The organism is Companilactobacillus kimchiensis (genome assembly GCF_001438805.1).
Taxonomy (GTDB): Bacteria; Bacillota; Bacilli; order Lactobacillales; family Lactobacillaceae; genus Companilactobacillus; species Companilactobacillus kimchiensis.
Window position 1 is genome coordinate 232,962 of record NZ_JQCF01000001.1, and the last position, 18,714, is coordinate 251,675.

Genomic DNA, 18,714 nt, shown 5'->3' on the forward strand with positions numbered 1-18,714 from the left:
ACTCGGAGTAAATATGTTCTACTCTTTATTTATTAGTTGAAGATTTTAATTATTTAACAGGAACTTCTTCCATTACATAAGCTTCGATTTCATCGTTGATCTTAATATCGTTGTAGTTTTCGATTGTGACACCACATTCGAATCCTGCACCAACTTCTTTAACATCATCTTTGAATCGTTTAAGTGAAGCAAGCTTACCTTCAGTGACAACAACGCCATCTCTGATAAGTCTGATTCCACTATCACGTTGAATCTTACCAGTATTTACTAAACAACCAGCAATTGTACCGATCTTAGAAACATTGTATGTTTCACGGACAGTTAAATTACCAATAATCTTTTCTTCATAAACTGGTTCAAGCATACCCTTCATGGCTGCTTCAATTTCATCGATAGCCTTGTAAATAACTCTGTGAAGACGGATATCAACATTTTCATCTTTAGCTTGGATCTTAGCTTGAGCAGTTGGACGAACATTAAATCCGATGATGATAGCATTACTTGCAGAAGCAAGGTTAACATCACTTTCAGTAATAGCACCAACGGCTTGATGAATGATATTGACACGTACACCTTCAACATCGATTTTCTTCAAACTTCCGGCAATGGCTTCAGCAGAACCTTGAACATCGGCTTTGATAATAACGTCGACTTGTTTAAGTTCTCCTTCTTTCATTGTTTCGAATAAGTTATCAAGTGTTACAGGGTTAGTGTTTTGACGTTCCTTTTGAAGGGCCCGACTAGCACGTTCTTCACCGGCTGCACGAGCTGTCTTCTCATCATCGAAGACAACAAACTTATCAGCTGATTCTGGAACATCATTTAAACCTGTAACTTCAACTGGTTCAGAAGGTAAGGCTTTTTCAATTTCAACACCCTTGTAGTTAGTCATTGTTCTAACACGACCAAAGGTATTACCGACAACGATTGGGTCACCGACATGAAGTGTACCTTGTTGTACCAATAGTGATGCAACAGGTCCACGACCCTTGTCCAACTTAGCTTCAATAACTGTACCAATAGCTTTTTGTTTAGGATTTGCTTTCAATTCCAAAACATCAGCTTCTAGTAAAATCATTTCCAACAATTCATCGATATTTGTACCGACTTTAGCTGAAATGTTAACAAAGATAGTGTCACCACCATAGCTTTCTGGAACAAGATCATACTTCATAAGTTCTTCAGTTACGTGTTGAGGGTTAGCGCCAGCCTTATCGATCTTATTGATAGCTACGATGATAGGGTCATTTGCGGCCTTAGCATGGTTGATAGCTTCAATAGTCTGTGGCATAACACCATCATCAGCTGCAACAACTAGGATAACGATATCAGTGATATCAGCACCACGAGCACGCATATTAGTAAAGGCAGCATGTCCTGGAGTATCCAAGAAGGTAATCATTCTATCCTTAAGACGAACTTGGTAAGCACCGATATGTTGTGTGATACCACCGGCTTCACCTTCAGTAACGTGAGTATGTCTTAAATGATCAAGTAAGGTTGTCTTACCATGATCAACGTGTCCCATGATAGTAACAACGGGAGGACGTGTAGCAAGATTTTCAGTTGTATTAACTTCAGCATCAAAATACTTGTCAATATCGGCAACATCTTCTTGAACTTTTTCTACTGCTTCAATACCGTAATCAGTAGCCAATAATTCAATAGTATCCTTGTCTAATGACTTGTTTTGGTTGATCATGATACCCAACATAAACAACTTTTTAACAATTTCGGCTGGTTCTCTATGAATCAACTTACCAATATCTTGAGCGTTCATACCAACGGAATAATTCAATGTTTCTGGTAATGGACGATCTTTTCTTTGTGGCATGATCTTCTTAGGTTCATTGTTATTACGTTGACGTTGTTGACGCTTGCGATCTTTCTTCTTCTTACGACTACCAAATGGGTTGGCCAAGTTAGTTCTGTGACCAAAGTCACGAGTGTTATTAGTTGGCTTAGCCTTCTTATACTCTGGCTTTGGAACATTAACATTAGCTGTTGTCTTTGGAGCTTCTTTAGCCTTTGAGGCAGCAGCATTATTATTATTTGGTCTTCTGTTTTGAGTATTGTTAGTAGAATTATTGTTACGGTTATTAGTACTGTGATTGTTGTTGTTATTATTTCTGTTGAAGCGGTTTTCACCACTTGCATTGTTATTTGGACGGTGACTGTTAGTAGTATTTCTATGTGCATTGTCACCACTAGGACGACTTGTATGGTTGTTAGCAGGTCTAGTTGGATGACTAGGAATACGTGAAGCATCTTGAATATTTGTCTTAAATTGTTCTAGATACTTGTTACCAGCACTTTGTCTTGGACGTGGAGCTTGACTTTGTGCGGTTGGACGATCACGTCTGTTATTATTACGGCTGCGGTTATCACGTGATTGTGGACGATTATTGTTGTTATTATTTCTGTTATCGTTTGGACGATTACGGTTATCACGTGACTGTGGATTTGAAGTATTGGTTCTGTTATTAGTACTGTTGTTGTGTGTACTATTGCTATTTGTAGTAGTAGCAGTGCCATTGTTAGGACGGTGACTATTATTATTGCTGTTTGGACGATTACTGTTGGATGTGTGATTATTGTTGTTGCGATGGTCAAAATGACCGTTACCCTTATTAGCATCTCTTCTTACAGCAGTAATCTTAATCTTAGTCTTGTGGTCACCTGAACTTTGATTACTACCTTCGTGTTTGACATCTGCAGACTTAGCTGGTTGTGCAGTGTGACTTGCAGTTGTAGGCTTTGCAGCTGGTTTAACAGCTGGTTTGGCTGGTGTTACTGGCTTAGCAGCAACTGGTTTCTTACCACCCTTTAAATTACCTACGATTTTCTTTTCAGCACTTTCATCTACTGATGACATATGGTTTTTAACATCAATACCCAATTTTTCAGCGGCATCGATTACTACTTGATTCTCAACACTATTTTCTTTTGCAATAGTATAAATTCTCTTTTTGACCATCCTATCACTCTCCTTAATTGTCCATAATTTGTTTTAACCTTTTAGCAAATCCGTTATCAGTTATTCCAATAACTTTTCTATCTCTTCCAATAGCCGCTTTTAACGCCATACTGTCAATTGTATCTACCACAGGTACATTATAATAACTTGCCTTATTGTGCAAATCTTTTTTTGTCCGGTCGCTACAATCACTTGCCATAATGACTAACTTAACCTCACCACTGCGAACACCGTTGAGAGTTATCTCAGTTCCACTAATTGTCTTACGTGCTCTGACTGCGAGTCCTAAAAAGTTTAAGAAGGCATCCATTAGTGTTTTTTACCTAGATCCCCAAAGAGATCCATTCTAGCCTTTTGATGATCAACAAAGTCGAATAGTTCATCATAGAAATCAGCTGGTACTGTATGTGAGAACACTTTTTCAAGTGATTTTTTAGACTTTGCAGCTTTGATGGCTTCTGGATCCAACCCAACGTAAGCACCACGACCAGGTTTTTTACCGGTAGGATCTATTGAAACATTGCCCTCTTTATCTTTGACAATTCTTACCATTTCTCTTTTAGGATACATCTTGTTTGTCAAAATATCTTTTCGCATTGGTAGCTTACGAGTTGTCAAATCCATCACCCCTTTTTAGTTTTCTGAATCAGTTGAATCTGGATCAGTTACATCTGGTGTTTCTGTAGATGCAGATTCAGTATCATCGGAGTCAGCTGCAGCTGGGTTTTTAGCATCATCAGCATTAGCAGCATTTTCTCTTGTTTTTTCAATATCGATCTTGCCACTTTCAATATCCTTGATGTCAACGTCTTGATCATTGTCATCAACAAATTCTACTTGTGATTCAGGTTTAATATCAATCTTGTAACCAGTCAATTTAGCAGCTAAACGAGCATTTTGACCCTTTTTACCGATGGCAAGTGATAAATGATAATCAGGAACAATTACGATACATTGTTTCTTATCTCTTTCATCAAATTGAACTGCGATAACTTCGGCAGGGTTCAAAGCATTAGCAATAAAGTCCACTGGATCATCAACGTAAGGTACAACATCAATATTTTCACCATTTAGTTCGTCGACAACTGCTTGAACACGGGCACCCTTAGGTCCAACACATGTACCAACAGGATCAACATCGGGATTGTCTGATTTAACAGCAATCTTTGTACGATCTCCAGCTTCACGAGCAATCGAAACGATTTCAACAGTTCCATCATATATTTCTGGAACTTGTTGTTCAAATAAACGTTTAACTAAGCCTGGATCAGTTCTAGAAACGAACACTTGAGGACCCTTAGTTGCATTCTCAACTTTTGAAACATAAACACGAATTCTATCTCGAGAATTGTAAACTTCGCCAGGCATTTGATCAGCCTTAGGCATAACAGTTTCAATTTTACCAAAAGTAATATAAACATATCTACTATCACTACGTTCAACAGTACCCTGAATAATTTCATGTTCATACTGACTATACTCATTATAAATGATATCACGTTCAGCTTCACGAACTCGTTGCATAATTACTTGTTTAGCTGTTTGAGCAGCAATTCGACCAAAATCCTTCGGAGTAACTTCATCTTTGATATGATCACCGATTTCATAACCCTTGCTCTTACCTTGAGCATCTTCAAGACTCACTTCTAGACGGTCATCAACAACTTCGTCAACAACTTCTTTGACTGCATAAACATGTATATTACCCTTTTTAGCATCAAATTCAACATCTACGTTTTGGGCTTGGTTGTAATTTCTCTTATAGGCAGCAACTAAGGCGGCTTCTAATGATTCAATGACATATTCTTTTTTAATACCCTTTTCGCTTTCAAGCGCATCGAGGGCCTCAACCATTTCTTTACTCATGATTTTCTCCTTAGAATTCTATTGCAAGTCGAATCTTAGCAATGTTGTCACGACTAATTTCTACTTGTTTCTTTAAATTCTTAACTTTAACGATCAAAGTTATCTTAGTATCCGTTACCTCAGTCATAGTTCCTTCAAAAGCTTTTTGACCATCTTGTTTTTGATAGAGCGAGACGTGAACATAGTCGTCGACATTGTTTGATAAACTTTCATCATTTTTAAGTGGACGTTCTGCACCAGGAGAAGAAACCTCTAAATAATAGGCAGGGTCGATTGGATTCAATTCATCCAATTTTTCTCCATATTCTTCACTAATGACGGCACAATCATCAATATTGATTCCACCTTGTTTGTCTGCATAAACTCTCAAATACCAATCTCCGCGTTCATGTATGAACTCCAAATCAACTAAATAAAAATTATGTTGATCCAAAATCGGTTGTAAAATGGCTTTTAATTCTTCAACTTTTGTATCCAAGGACATTCCTCCAAAGTAATCGGCAATAAAAAGAGTGAGCATCTCTGCTCACTCATTAATCAGTAATTAACTAATAGTTAATTTAACATAGATTTATTATTAAATCAACTTATAACAACCATACCTAAAACAATGATAACTGATTTTCATCTGGCATGCCATCTAATACATGATTTTCTGTCATATACTCGATAACCGTCTTCGAAACTTTTCCTCTAGTACCGAGATCTTGTTTAGATAAGAATGGTTGTTCTTCACGAGCGGCAATGATTTGTTTAGCAACGTTATCACCCAAACCGGGAATTGCGTTGAATGGAGCTAAGAGTGTTTTGTCATCAATGATCTTAAATTCAAAGGCCTCAGATTTTTCAATATCGACCATCTTAATCTTGAAATCACGTTCCAAACATTCGTTAGCTAATTCTAGTACTGTTAATAAATTTTTTTCTTTAGTTGAAGCATCCATCCCTTTATCATTGATAGCTTTCATTGATGCTTTAACAGCATCTTTACCAGAAGCCATCGCTACCAAGTCAAAATCATCAGCCCGAACTGAGAAGTAAGCACTGTAATAATAGAGTGGATGATGCACTTTAAAGTAAGCAATTCTCAACGCCATAATAATATAGGCTGTCGCATGGGCTCTTGGGAACATATACTTGATCTTCAAACAAGAATCAATATACCAATCAGGAACCTCAGCGTCTTTCATTGCTTGCTTCCAATCATCTGGAATACCACGTCCCTTACGAACATGTTCCATGATTTGGAAGGCCATCTGTGAATCCATACCATAGTGAATTAAATCCATCATGATATTATCACGACAACCAATAACATCCTTCAAAGTAACGATACCCTTGTCGATCAACTCTTCCGCATTACCTAACCAAACATCAGTCCCATGTGAAAGTCCTGAAATTTGTAGCAACTCGGCAAAAGTTGTTGGATGGGTTTTCTCTAGCATCCCTCGCACAAAACGGGTTCCGAACTCGGGCACACCCAAAGTTCCAACCTTCGAAAAGATTTGTTCTGGTTTAACGCCTAATGAGTCGGTACTCTTGAACAATTCCATGACACCTGGATCTTTAACTGGAAGTGTCTTTGGATCAATACCTGACAAATCTTGAAGTGTACGGATCATTGTCGGATCATCATGTCCCAAAATATCCAGTTTTAAAATATTATCATGAATTGAATGGAAATCAAAATGAGTTGTCTTCCAAGCGGCTGTTCGATCATTGGCTGGAAATTGAATCGGCGTAAAGTCAAAAATATCCATATAATCTGGCACAACAATGATACCGGCCGGATGTTGTCCAGTCGTCCGTTTAACACCTGTCGAACCCATTGCCAATCGAGCTTCTTCGGCATTACGGAAGTTTTGACCTGTCATTTCTTCATAGTTCTTTACATAACCAAAAGCAGTTCGATCAGCAATCGTCCCAATAGTACCAGCACGGAATACATGGTCTTCCCCGAACAATACCTTGGTATAATTATGAGCTACTGGCTGATAATCACCTGAGAAATTCAAATCAATATCCGGAACTTTATCACCTTTGAAACCAAGGAAGGTCTCAAAAGGAATATCTTGACCATCTTTATCTAAGTCAGCCCCACATTTAGGACATTTTTTGTCGTCCAAGTCATATCCAGAACCAACCTCACCATTAGTGAAAAACTCTGAATATTTACACTCTGGACAACGATAATGTGGTGGTAAAGGATTAACTTCAGTAATTCCGGTCATTGTTGCAACAAAACTGGAACCAACCGAACCACGGGAACCAACCAAATATCCATCTTTATTAGACTTGAAAACCAATCGTTGAGCAATTAAATAAATAACAGAGAATCCGTTACCAATAATACTCTTTAATTCACGATCCATTCGCTTCTGAACTAACTCAGGTAAGGGTTCACCATACAGTTCATGTGCTTTAGTCATCGTCAAATTGCGAATCTCATCTTCAGCACCCTCCATTTTAGGAGTATAAAGCTTATGTTTAACCGGTGAAATATCTTCAATTGAATCCATGATTTCTTTAGGATTATCCACAATCACTGCTTGAGCTGTCGCATCATCCAAGAAATCAAATTCATCAAACATCTCATTAGTTGTTCTAAATTGCACATCAGGTAACTCAGGTCGACGTCCCAAGGCATTACTCTTCACTGCCTTAATAACAATATCTCGATAAACCTTATCAGTCGTATCTAAATAATGGACATCTCCAGTCGCAACGACCGGTTTTTTCAACTCTTGACCTAATTTAACAATATTTCCTAGAATCTCTTCCAGGGCTTTTTCATCTTTAATAATCTTAATATCAATCAGATGTTGATACATCGTCTTAGGCATAACTTCTAAATAATCATAATACTGAGCTAGTTCTCGAGTATCGTCATATCCCTTTTGCATCATGCTGGTAAAGACTTCACCATTTTCACATCCAGAACCAACCAAGATTCCTTCACGATATTTATTCAATAATCGTCTCGGAACACGAGCTGTCCGATAGAAATAATTAGTCATTGAATAAGATACTATCTTAAACAAATTCTTCAGACCCGCTTGAGTTTTAGCAATCAAAATGGCATGACTGGGACGAGCTTGTTTATAAGCTTCTTCCCCACCAATATTATCATTCAATTGTGCAACATCATTAGTCCCAAACTTGTTTTCCAATTCCACAAACAACTTGTACATCAGATATCCAGTTGTTTCCGCATCGGAATCAGCCCGGTGATGATGTTCCAATACAATATTGTAACGTTTAGCTAAGGAATCTAGTTTATGATTTCGGTATTCGGAATGCAGTGTTCGTGACATTTCCAAAGTATCGATCACAGGCATTGCTAAACGAGGTCGACCCATTCGTGTCAAAGCAGCATTCATAAAGCCCATATCAAAAGTAACATTATGACCAACTAAAATATCGTCACCAATAAAATCCATAAACTTCGAAATGATGACTGTTTCATCTGGAGCGCTGTCGACCATTTCATTAGTAATACTAGTCAAATCAGTCGTGATATCGGATAAAGGATGACCGGGATTGATAAATTCATCAAAACGCTCAATTACTTCACCGTTTAACATTTTAGTCGCACCAATTTCGATAATAGAATCATAAACAGCTGACAAACCAGTGGTTTCAGTATCAAAGATAACGTACTCTGCACCTTCGAGCTTTTGATCTCTTAGATTAAAGGCAATTGGATTACCCTCATCTACTAAATCAATTTCCACACCATAACCAATCTTGACACCATACTTTTGCCCTGCCGTATAAGCTTCTGGAAAGGCCTGTAAAGCATGATGATCGGTAATAGCAATCGCAGGTTGTCCCCATTCACTGGCTCGTTTGATTAAATCAGTTGCACTTGGAATGGCATCCATTTGACTCATATTCGTATGAGCATGCATTTCGATTCGTTTATTATCGTCCTCAGCAGTATCTTTACGTGATTCATGCTTAATGATATTGATATCATTTGCCATAATGACTAATTCTCTAGAGAAATTATCCTCTTGAATATTACCACGTACACGAATCCAAGCGCCCTTATCCAATGATTCAAAGAAACTTTCATCATCTTCACCATTAGAGAATTTTTTAATACTAAATGACGAAGTATAATCAGTCACCTGCATGATCAACAGTGAACGACCGGATTTTAACTTTCTAACTTCCATGTCAAAAATATAACCTTCGACAACCTTATTCCGATCTTCTTCAATGATATCGACCATTTGAGTAATTTCTTGGTCATTAGGAATCTTTCGTCCGACTTTGGAAACATTACCAGCCGGTTTGGCAGCTTTTTTCTCACTAACCTCTTTGGCTTTAGCTTGAAATTCTTTAGTCTTCTCAGCATTAGCAGCCTTCATAGCAGCTTCTTTGGCCTGAGATTTATTTTCATCAATATTAGTTCTGATTTTGAAATCAGGAAAACCAAGGCTAGTGTATTCTGACTGCAAACCGTTGATTAACTTACCATCAACAAAATCAGCCATAAAACCATTAGATACATCCAAAAAGACCTGACCATTTTCCATATGTGGTGGTGTTTGACTAATTTTGTCCAAAACCATTGGCGATTGGACATTACAGTCATTCAACACATAATTCCAATAATCTCTGATGATTTTTTCATTCAATTCAGCTTTAGTCGTACTAATCTCAAAGTCCACTTGCGCGATACCTTCAAAACTTGCCTTTAAAGCTTTAACAAAAATCAAAAATTCATCGAATGGCAAAACGTTAGTGAACTCAAAATAAAAGGTCCAGCGTTTACTATTCTTATGAACTTCCAACTTATTTAATTGTCCATTAACAAACGAATCATTAGAATTCAATAGCTTATCTAATTTGATCTGCTTAACTAAAATTTCAAAAAGTTGCTTTGTGTCTGACATATTCTACCCTTCGATAAATAAAAAAAGGCCTAAGCCTCATTACTGATTCTTAAGCAATATTTTTACTGAATTTACTAATTCATCTTTACTTACTTCAATTGTTTCGCCAGTACTTCTAATCTTTAGTTCCACAATATTATCGGCAGCTTTTTTACCAACGGTGATTCGAATTGGAATACCAATTAAATCAGAGTCAGCAAATTTAACACCGGGACGTTCTTTTCTGTCATCAAGTAAAACATCATAACCTTCGTCTTGAAGTAATTCAACGATATCGTCACTTAATTTTCCTTGAACATCATCATTATATTTAATTGGCACAACGTGTACTTGGTAAGGAGCTAAACGTTCTGGCCAGATAATACCATTTTCATCACTGTGTTGTTCAATGATAGCTGATAATAATCTTGAAATACCAATACCATAACAACCCATGATCAATGGATTAGACTTACCATTTTCATCCAAGAAGTTAGCACCAAGTGCCTTAGAGAACTTAGTACCCAATTTAAAGATATGACCAATTTCGATACCACGAGTGAATTTGATATGACCATGACCATCAGGTGATGTTTCACCCTCTCTGATAACACGGAAATCTCTAAACTCTGGCATTTCATCAGTAATATCCTCAAAGTTAGCATTAACAAAATGACGATCAGCCTTATTAGGACCAACAACAAAGTTTGTTAAACCAACTAATGAACTGTCATACAGAATTTTAACCTTATCATCCATACCCTTAGGACCAATGAATCCAGGTACACTGTGGAAAACATCAGTTACTTCTTCAGGTGTAGCTTCACGTAAGAAATCAGCACCCAAATAATTTTTAATTTTAACATCATTAGCATCATAATCACCACGAATCATAACCATTACTGGTTCATCATCGGCCATATAGGCTACGGCTTTCATAATTCTTGATGCATCAACTTTCAAAAGATCAGCCAAAGTATCAATTGTATGAACTTTTGGTGTATCAACTTCTTCAAGTTCTTTTTTATCTTCTTGAGGATTTTCATCCATTTTACTTGCAGCCATTTCTAGGTTGGCTGAATAATCTGAATCATCAGAATAAGCAATCGTATCTTCACCGATGGGAGCAATAGCTGAGAATTCTTTGGAATCAGTTCCACCCATGGCACCCGCATCACCAATAATGGCACGATAGTTTAATCCACAGATATCAAAAATATTCTTATAAGCTTGTTCCATTTGGTTAAAGATAATATCCAATTGTTCTTTATTAGCCGTAAATGAATAAGCATCCTTCATCAAGAATTCACGACCACGAAGTAGACCATAACGAGGACGATCTTCATCACGATACTTCATTTGCATTTGATATAAAACAAGAGGTAATTTCTTGTAACTATTCAAACCTTCTTTAACTACACTAGTAAATGTTTCTTCATGTGTAGGTCCTAAAACAAATTCTCTTTCATGACGATCCTTAAGCTTAAAAAGATTATCGCCATATGTTTCGTAACGGCCACTCTCTTTCCATAAATCAGCGGGTAAAATTGCTGGCATTTGCATTTCAACAGCATCAACTTTATCCATTTCTTTACGAATCGCATCCTCAAGTTTACGAATTACTGACCAAGCTAATGGTAAATATGCGTAAACACCTGCAGAAACTTGTCTAACGTAGCCAGCTCGCAACATCAACTGATGACTAATAGCCTCAGCATCTGAAGGAGTTTGCTTTAATGTTGGAATATATAATTTTGATTGTTTCAAGTTCTTAATCCCCCTATTTTATGAAGAAGCGCTGAATATCATTCCAAGTAACGGCAACCATCAATAAGACCAGAATCCCCACACCAATCAATGTAATCACATTTTCGTATTGTTCTGGAATTGGTTTTCTTCTGATAGCTTCAATAATATTTAATAGAATTTTTCCACCATCAAGTGCTGGAATTGGAATCAAGTTAACGATACCCAAGTTCATTGACAACATCGAAGTGAAGAAAATAATATTGATCAAACCTGTTGAGGCTACTTTGGAAGTCATTGAATAAATTCCCACTGGTCCAGATAACTGATTAATACTAAAACCACCAGATACCATCTTACCCAAAGCGTGGAAAATTGTTAATGAAGTACTCCAGCTATATGTAAAGCCATATTTAATTTTACCCATGGCACTTGAATCCATCTTCGGCATAATACCGATCAGGCCATATTTTTGACCAGACGATTTAACTGTCTTAGGTGTTACTTTGACTTGTTTTACTTCTTTACCAGATTGAACTTTTAAAGTTAACTTCTTACCGGGACTATTTTGAATTGTTTCTGACAAATCAGTCCAAGAAGCAGTCTTTTTATTATTAACACTTAAAATTTTATCATTAGCTTTTAAGCCAGCTTTTTGAGCAATCGAATTCTTTTGAATTTGACCAAGTTGATTAGTTCCGGTTCCAACTGAGCCCATCATAAAGGCTGCTAAAATAGCCGCCACAATTGCTAAGATAAAGTTATTAAATGGTCCTGCAAAGTTAGTGATCATTCGTTTCCAAACTGAAACAGATTGAAGTTGAACGTCACGTGGTGCAATTTGCACTTCCGTACCATCTTCTTCAACAATTGTTGCATCATGATCAACTGAATATTTCTTAGTGACAGTTTCATCACCATTTTCGTATCCTTCAACTACTAGATCATCTACAAGATCAGCCTTAGAAATTTGGACTGGAACCGCGTTTGCATCATAAACTTTACTAGAAGTTATTATTTTTGTTACTTTGTCAGCGTCATTTAAAACTAACGATGCCATCGTTCCTGGTTGGATCTCTGAATCATCTTCTTGAGCACCAGCCATTCGTACATAACCACCTAGCGGCAATAATCGCAACGTGTAGGTCGTATGATTTTTTCTGTATGCTACGATTTTGGGGCCCATACCAACTGAAAATTCACGAACCAAAATCCCTGATTTTTTAGCAGCATAATAGTGTCCAAATTCATGAACGATTACCAATATTCCAAAAACGATTATAAATGTAATTATCGCGGTCATTTTAACCTCCAGATGCTACTTAAACTAAACCAAATATATGTAACAATGGTAGCACGATCAACATACTATCAAATCTATCTAAGATCCCACCATGTCCTGGTAAGATATTTCCTGAATCCTTTACTTTATAGAAACGTTTATAAGCTGATTCAATCAAATCGCCCATTTGTCCCATAACTGAAAGTACGAAAGCAATCATCAACATGGTTGGAATCGAATATTCTTGAGGAACAAAAATCATATAAATACCTGACAGGATCAAGGCCATAATAATTCCGGCAATGGTACCTTCCCAGGTTTTATTGGGACTAATTGCAGGCCACAACTTATGCTTACCGATTTTTCTACCAAATGAGTAGGCAAAAATATCTGTTGACCAAACAACGATCAAAGCATACATCAATAAACCTAAACCAGGATTAGAGTTTCTAACGGCGGCCAAATAATGAAAGCCCATACCAATATAGAGCATTGACACCACTGAAACACCAGCATCTTCAAAATTGAATTTATTCTTAGTTAAAACTGTGATCACTAATAAGATGATCGAGAAAACATAGAATAAGTCTAAACGTGTGAAACTTTTGGGAAACCAGCCACGATAAAAAGTATCTGGTACTACCAAAGCTAGGGTTCCTAGAATAGTAACCAAGAAATCCATTGAAACAATGATTCTTTTGCGCATGATATAAACTTCAAATATAGCAACTAAAGCTAAAGCTGCGGCTGCAATTTCTAGCCAAACGCCACCTGCTAGCAATATGGGAATAAAGATTGCTAAAGCAATAACGGCGGTGATTACACGTTGTCTCATAATTTTCCCCCAAACTAACTAAACGGATCCAAAACGACGATCTCTTCGATCAAATTCTAAAATATCTTCAATCAAATTATCAACTGAATACTCTGGCCAATATGTCTTATCAAAAACCATTTCTGAATAAGCCAATTGCCACAGCATAAAGTTAGAGATTCGTTCCTCGCCACTTGTTCTGATCAAAAGATCTGGATCAGCCAGATCTCCTAATTGATTTGTTAATAATTGATCAGCAAACATTGTATCGTCGATCTTTGTTGGATCAATCGAACCATTTTTAGCTTCGATCGCCAAATTTTTAACTGCATTTACAATTTCAGCCCGACCACCATAGTTAAAAGCAAAATTGAGGATCATCCCAGTATTATCCTTTGTGTCCTCAACTGCTTTTAAAACTACTTTTCTAGTTCTGTCAGGTAATTTATCAGTAAATCCAGTTACTTCTACTTTAATATTTTCTTTAATTAAATCCGGCATAAATGTTCCAAAAAAGTCTACTGGCAAGCGCATCAAGAAATTAACTTCTTTGCTTGGTCGACTCCAGTTTTCTGTTGAAAAAGCGTAGAGACTTAAAACCCTTACTCCCAAATGACTTGCAGCAGTTGCAATTGTTTTGACATTATTCATGCCCTCTTTATGTCCAGCAATTCTTGGCTGACCTTTTCTCTTAGCCCACCTACCATTACCATCCATAATAATCGCAATATGCTTAGGAACAGATATTTCAGGACCTAATTGTCTCTTAATATCCTCTGTCATACAGATTATTACCCTTCAGTAATTTCTTTTTCTTTATCAGCAGCTACTTGATCAAGTTCAGCAATAGCATCATCAGTTACTTTTTGAACATCTTTTTCAAGTTTACGTTGTTCATCTTCAGTAATATCGTTAGCTTTGAGTTGTTTCTTCAAATCGTCCATAGCATCACGACGAACGTTTCTAACGGCGATACGGCCACCCTCGGCTTCTTTACCAACTTGCTTAGCAATTTCTTTTCTGCGCTCACCAGTGAGTTGTGGGATAACCAAACGAATTACATTACCATCATTAGCTGGATTAAGTCCAAGATCTGATGAGTTAATAGCATGTTCAATATCATCAAGAGCTGACTTGTCATAAGGTGTGATCAAAAGCACACGTGCTTCAGGAATATTGATTGAAGCAACTTGGTTCAATGGTACTTCACTACCATAATAAACAACTTTAATGTTGTTCAAAATTGAGGCATTAGCTTTACCTGCACGAATATTACTCAATTCACGTCTTAAAACGTCAATTGATTTTTGCATATTTTCTTTTGCTTTAGAAACGGCTTTATTTGTCATCATTACCACCCTTTATAATTGTTCCAATATTTTCACCTTGGACAACCTTTTTAATGTTTTCAGGTTTGTTCAAGTTGAATACGATCAATGGGATATTGTTATCCATTGACAATGATGAAGCGGTTGTATCCATAACACCCAAGTTCTTATTAATAAGATCAAGTTGTGAAAGTTCTGAATACTTCTTAGCATTAGGATCTTTCTTAGGATCAGCTGAGTATACACCATCAACATTGTTTTTAGCCATCAAAATGACATCAGCTTCAATTTCAGCAGCACGTAATACTGAAGTTGTATCAGTTGAGAAGTAAGGATTACCAGTACCACCAGCAAAAATAACCACACGGCCCTTTTCGAGGTGTCTAACAGCCTTTCTTCTAATATAAGGTTCAGCTACTTGGCGCATTTCAATTGATGTTTGTACGCGTGTAGGAACGCCAATATGTTCTAGCCCATCTTGCAATGCTAGACCATTCATGACTGTAGCCATCATACCCATGTAATCGGCTTGTGCACGGTCCATACCCATTTCGGCACCAGTTTCACCACGCCAAATGTTCCCACCACCACAAACAATGGCAATTTCAACACCTAGGTCATGAACGCTTTTGATTTGTTCAGCTATCTTCTTAATAACTGGGGGATTGATTCCAAAACCTTTTTCTCCAGCCAAGGCTTCACCGGAAACTTTTAAGATAATTCTTTTATACTTGATATCAGGCATAAGTACTCTCCTTTAATTTTGCTATTAAATATTTTAACATATTCGATACAGTAAATTTATCTAAAGACTATTTTTAAATAAAAAATGCTAGGTTACAACCCTTTATACAAAGAAAAGGCCGTTTAATTCAAAATGAATTAAGCGACCTTCCTCAAAAATATGTATTTACTACTTCATTTGATTCTTTACTTCTTCAGCAAAATCTTCTTGTTTCTTTTCGATTCCTTCGCCAACTTCAAAGCGGACGAATGAAACTAATTTACTGTTCTTTGAATCAACAAATTGTTGAACAGTCATATCTGAATCCTTAACAAACTCTTGGTCAGCCAAACTAATTTCTGACAAGTATTTGTTTACACGGCCTTCAACGATTCTTGGGATAATCTTTTCAGGTTTACCTTCGGCTTTTGTTTCTTCAGTGAAGATTTCTTGTTGTTTAGCAAGAACATCAGCAGGAACTTGTTCGCGTGTCATGTATTCAGGGTTGATAGCAGCAACGTGCATAGCAACATCCTTAGCAGCTTCTTCATCAGAACCATCAAGAGTAACAATAGCACCGATCAAACCACCATTGTGGAGGTATGAACCGAATACTTGTGTATCAGTCTTGTCAAGAACCTTGAAACGTCTTAAGCTGATTTTTTCACCGATAACAGCTGTTAAGCCTGTGATAGCTGATTCAATTGTACCGTCGTCAAGTTTCAAAGCCAAAGCTTCGTCCATTGTCTTAGGTTCGTTTTCAACAATAGCTTTAGCAACACCATTTACAAGGTTGATAAATTTGTCATTTGATGAAACGAAATCAGTTTCTGAGTTAACTTCAATGATAGCAGCTTTGTTACCAGAAATTTCAATATGTGCTAAACCTTCAGCAGCAATGTTTCCACTCTTCTTAGCAGCTTTAGCAATACCTTTTTCACGAAGTCCGTCGATAGCTTTTTCCATATCACCGTCAGCAGCGACCAATGCCTTCTTAGCATCCATCATACCAACGCTTGTTCTATCACGTAATTCTTTAACTTGAGCAGCAGTAATTTTAGCCATTCGTAAATCCTCCAGTCGTATAAATAAAGCCATCTTACTCAGATGACTCTATTTTACAGATATTATTTTATTATTTGTTATCTTTATTGTTTGTTGCGTTTGCTAAATCTTCGATAGATTTGTCATCAGCAGCATCTTTGTTTGTATCTTTTTTATCAGCAAAATCAGCATCAGTAACAGCTTCTTCACCTTGTTTACCTTCAACAATAGCATCTGCCATCTTTGAAGTGATCAATCTAACGGCACGAATAGCATCATCGTTTGATGGAATGATAACGTCGATAGGATCTGGATCAGTATTTGTATCAACCATAGCTACGATAGGAATGTTAAGTTTCTTAGCTTCGTTAACAGCAATGTTTTCCTTGTGAGGATCAACAATGAACATAACATCAGGGATTCTTGGCATATCTTCGATACCACCAAGGAATTTCTCTAACTTAGCTTGTTGCTTTGTAAGTAAAGCAACTTCTTTCTTAGGTAGACGATCGAAAGTACCATCAGTTGACATTGCTTTGATAGCCTTTAATCTCTTGATACGTTTTTGGATTGTGTTCCAGTTAGTCAAAGTACCACCTAACCAACGATGGTTAACGTAGTATTGACCGGCACGTGTAGCTTCTTCAGCAACAGCGTCTTGAGCTTGCTTCTTTGTACCAACGAATAGGAAAATTCCGTCATCACCGGCAACAGCCTTCATAAAGTTGTAAGCATCATCAATCATGCGAACAGTTTTTTGTAAATCAATGATGTAGATACCATTTCTTTGTGTAAAGATAAATGGCTTCATCTTAGGATTCCATCTTCTTGTTTGGTGACCGAAATGTACACCGGCTTCTAGCAATTGTTTCATAGAAATAACTGACATATTTAGTTCCTCCTGGTTTTTACCTCCACTTAAGTCATGTCTAGTTGAAACACTTCCGTGCACCAACAACTAAATCGTTAAGTGTGTGTATTCAATACAAGTTAATATTGTAAAGGAAGTTTTCCTTTAAATCAAGTAGTCATGCCAATTTATTCCATGACTTTTTAGTAAAACCTCTTTTTGCTGACGAGTGAGTTTTTTAATGACGATTTCACGTTTCAGGGCCTGCGACTTGTCTGCCAGTTCCTCGGTATACATTAATTGTACTGGCCGTCTGGTTTTCGTATACTTAGCACCCTTACCAGAATTATGTGTAGCCACTCTTTTTTCAACATTATTACTTGTACCAGTATAAAAAGTTCTATCCTTACAAAGCAACATATAAACGTAATATTTTTTAGCACTTGCCATTGATTATTTGTTCCGCCTCTTTACTCAATACCTGATCATGTTGATAAATGACTAAATCAGGTTCTACTTTTAATGAAGCAGATTTAACAGTTTTAATTACATCCAGCAAAACCAGATTAGCATTCTTTTGTTTGGTCGATCTTACAAAACGAATTCGTTTAGGTTGTAGTTTCTGTTGTAACATCTCGCTCATCAACTCACTCAATCGTTCAGGACGATAAACTAAGTAGGCATGAGAATTTTCCTTTAATAGGATCTTAATAGTTTTCAAAATATCGGTTAAATCAGCTTTGATCTCGTGACGAGCAATCGCTAAAACCGAATTTTCTTTGATAGCAGTCTGATCCGATAATTTAAAATAAGGTGGGTTACAAACGATTGTATCGACCGTATCGTGGTCAATGTATTGTTGAACATTTTTCAGATCATCGTTGATCAGATGAACTTGTTCTTCTATATTATTGTCCTCAATACTCCTTTGAGCTAGCTCTGCGAGTTCTTTTTGAATCTCGACCAAATATATCTGTGCTTTGGTTTTGGCCGTTAGAGATAAACCAATGGCTCCATTACCGGCACATAGATCAACGACTTTACCTTTTTTTGCGGGTTTTGCAAAATTATAGAGTAAAATAGTATCTAGATTAAAAGAATAAAGTTTTTTATCTTGATTGATGATAATTCCACTATTAGAAATAATATCTTGCGAATTAGTCGACATGTTACACCTGCTTTATGGTATTTTAAATAAGT

Annotated in this window: 16 protein-coding genes; all 16 read right to left on the reverse strand. The window is 36.9% G+C overall.

The genetic code is table 11. The features are described from left to right. Positions 1-49 precede the first annotated feature (49 nt). The 16 genes from infB to IV57_RS01360 all read right to left on the reverse strand — a co-directional run bounded on the left by infB (position 50) and on the right by IV57_RS01360 (position 18,682). A complete protein-coding gene (gene infB, locus IV57_RS01285) occupies positions 50-2,977 on the reverse strand; it encodes a translation initiation factor IF-2 (protein WP_057879675.1) in 2,928 nt (975 codons plus the stop codon). A gap of 13 nt (positions 2,978-2,990) precedes the next feature. Then, positions 2,991-3,287 (reverse strand): L7Ae/L30e/S12e/Gadd45 family ribosomal protein, encoded by a 297-nt coding sequence (locus IV57_RS01290; RefSeq protein WP_057879676.1) that lies wholly within the window; start codon positions 3,285-3,287, stop codon positions 2,991-2,993. Then, a complete protein-coding gene (rnpM, locus tag IV57_RS01295) occupies positions 3,287-3,595 on the reverse strand; it encodes an RNase P modulator RnpM (protein ID WP_201782892.1) in 309 nt (102 codons plus the stop codon). The genes IV57_RS01290 and rnpM overlap by 1 nt, the downstream gene beginning before the upstream one ends. Positions 3,596-3,610: 15 nt before the next feature. Next, on the reverse strand, positions 3,611-4,843 hold the full coding sequence (gene nusA / locus IV57_RS01300; protein ID WP_057879677.1) for a transcription termination factor NusA: 1,233 nt from the start codon (positions 4,841-4,843) through the stop codon (positions 3,611-3,613). Between the two features lie 10 nt (positions 4,844-4,853). Then, entirely contained in the window at positions 4,854-5,327 is a 474-nt protein-coding gene (gene rimP, locus IV57_RS01305) for a ribosome maturation factor RimP (RefSeq protein ID WP_057879738.1), read from the reverse strand. A 118-nt stretch (positions 5,328-5,445) separates the two neighbouring features. Then, the gene (locus IV57_RS01310; RefSeq protein ID WP_057879678.1) at positions 5,446-9,747 is read right to left on the reverse strand and encodes a PolC-type DNA polymerase III; all 4,302 of its coding nucleotides are present in this window, start codon (positions 9,745-9,747) and stop codon (positions 5,446-5,448) included. A 39-nt stretch (positions 9,748-9,786) separates the two neighbouring features. Beyond that, complete coding sequence (locus IV57_RS01315; RefSeq protein ID WP_057879679.1) at positions 9,787-11,493, reverse strand: proline--tRNA ligase; 1,707 nt, start codon at positions 11,491-11,493, stop codon at positions 9,787-9,789. Positions 11,494-11,506: 13 nt separating this feature from the next. Continuing rightward, a complete protein-coding gene (rseP, locus tag IV57_RS01320) occupies positions 11,507-12,775 on the reverse strand; it encodes an RIP metalloprotease RseP (RefSeq protein WP_057879680.1) in 1,269 nt (422 codons plus the stop codon). 19 nt (positions 12,776-12,794) lie between these two features. Beyond that, positions 12,795-13,589 carry a phosphatidate cytidylyltransferase gene (locus IV57_RS13305; protein ID WP_057879681.1) on the reverse strand — a complete coding sequence of 265 codons (795 nt, stop codon included), beginning with the start codon at positions 13,587-13,589 and terminating at the stop codon, positions 12,795-12,797. 18 nt (positions 13,590-13,607) lie between these two features. Further along, the gene (locus tag IV57_RS13310; protein WP_420806314.1) at positions 13,608-14,357 is read right to left on the reverse strand and encodes an isoprenyl transferase; all 750 of its coding nucleotides are present in this window, start codon (positions 14,355-14,357) and stop codon (positions 13,608-13,610) included. Positions 14,358-14,359: 2 nt separating this feature from the next. Further along, positions 14,360-14,917 (reverse strand): ribosome recycling factor, encoded by a 558-nt coding sequence (gene frr, locus IV57_RS01335; RefSeq protein ID WP_057879683.1) that lies wholly within the window; start codon positions 14,915-14,917, stop codon positions 14,360-14,362. Continuing rightward, entirely contained in the window at positions 14,907-15,641 is a 735-nt protein-coding gene (gene pyrH, locus IV57_RS01340; RefSeq protein ID WP_057879684.1) for a UMP kinase, read from the reverse strand. Before pyrH ends, frr begins: the two co-directional genes overlap by 11 nt. Before the next feature lie 168 nt (positions 15,642-15,809). After that, the gene (tsf, locus tag IV57_RS01345; protein WP_057879685.1) at positions 15,810-16,685 is read right to left on the reverse strand and encodes a translation elongation factor Ts; all 876 of its coding nucleotides are present in this window, start codon (positions 16,683-16,685) and stop codon (positions 15,810-15,812) included. Between the two features lie 70 nt (positions 16,686-16,755). Beyond that, the gene (rpsB, locus tag IV57_RS01350; RefSeq protein WP_057879686.1) at positions 16,756-17,553 is read right to left on the reverse strand and encodes a 30S ribosomal protein S2; all 798 of its coding nucleotides are present in this window, start codon (positions 17,551-17,553) and stop codon (positions 16,756-16,758) included. 126 nt (positions 17,554-17,679) lie between these two features. Continuing rightward, positions 17,680-17,964 (reverse strand): GIY-YIG nuclease family protein, encoded by a 285-nt coding sequence (locus tag IV57_RS01355; protein WP_057879687.1) that lies wholly within the window; start codon positions 17,962-17,964, stop codon positions 17,680-17,682. Further along, complete coding sequence (locus tag IV57_RS01360) at positions 17,951-18,682, reverse strand: tRNA1(Val) (adenine(37)-N6)-methyltransferase (RefSeq protein WP_057879688.1); 732 nt, start codon at positions 18,680-18,682, stop codon at positions 17,951-17,953. Before IV57_RS01360 ends, IV57_RS01355 begins: the two co-directional genes overlap by 14 nt. Between the last annotated feature and the right edge of the window lie 32 nt (positions 18,683-18,714).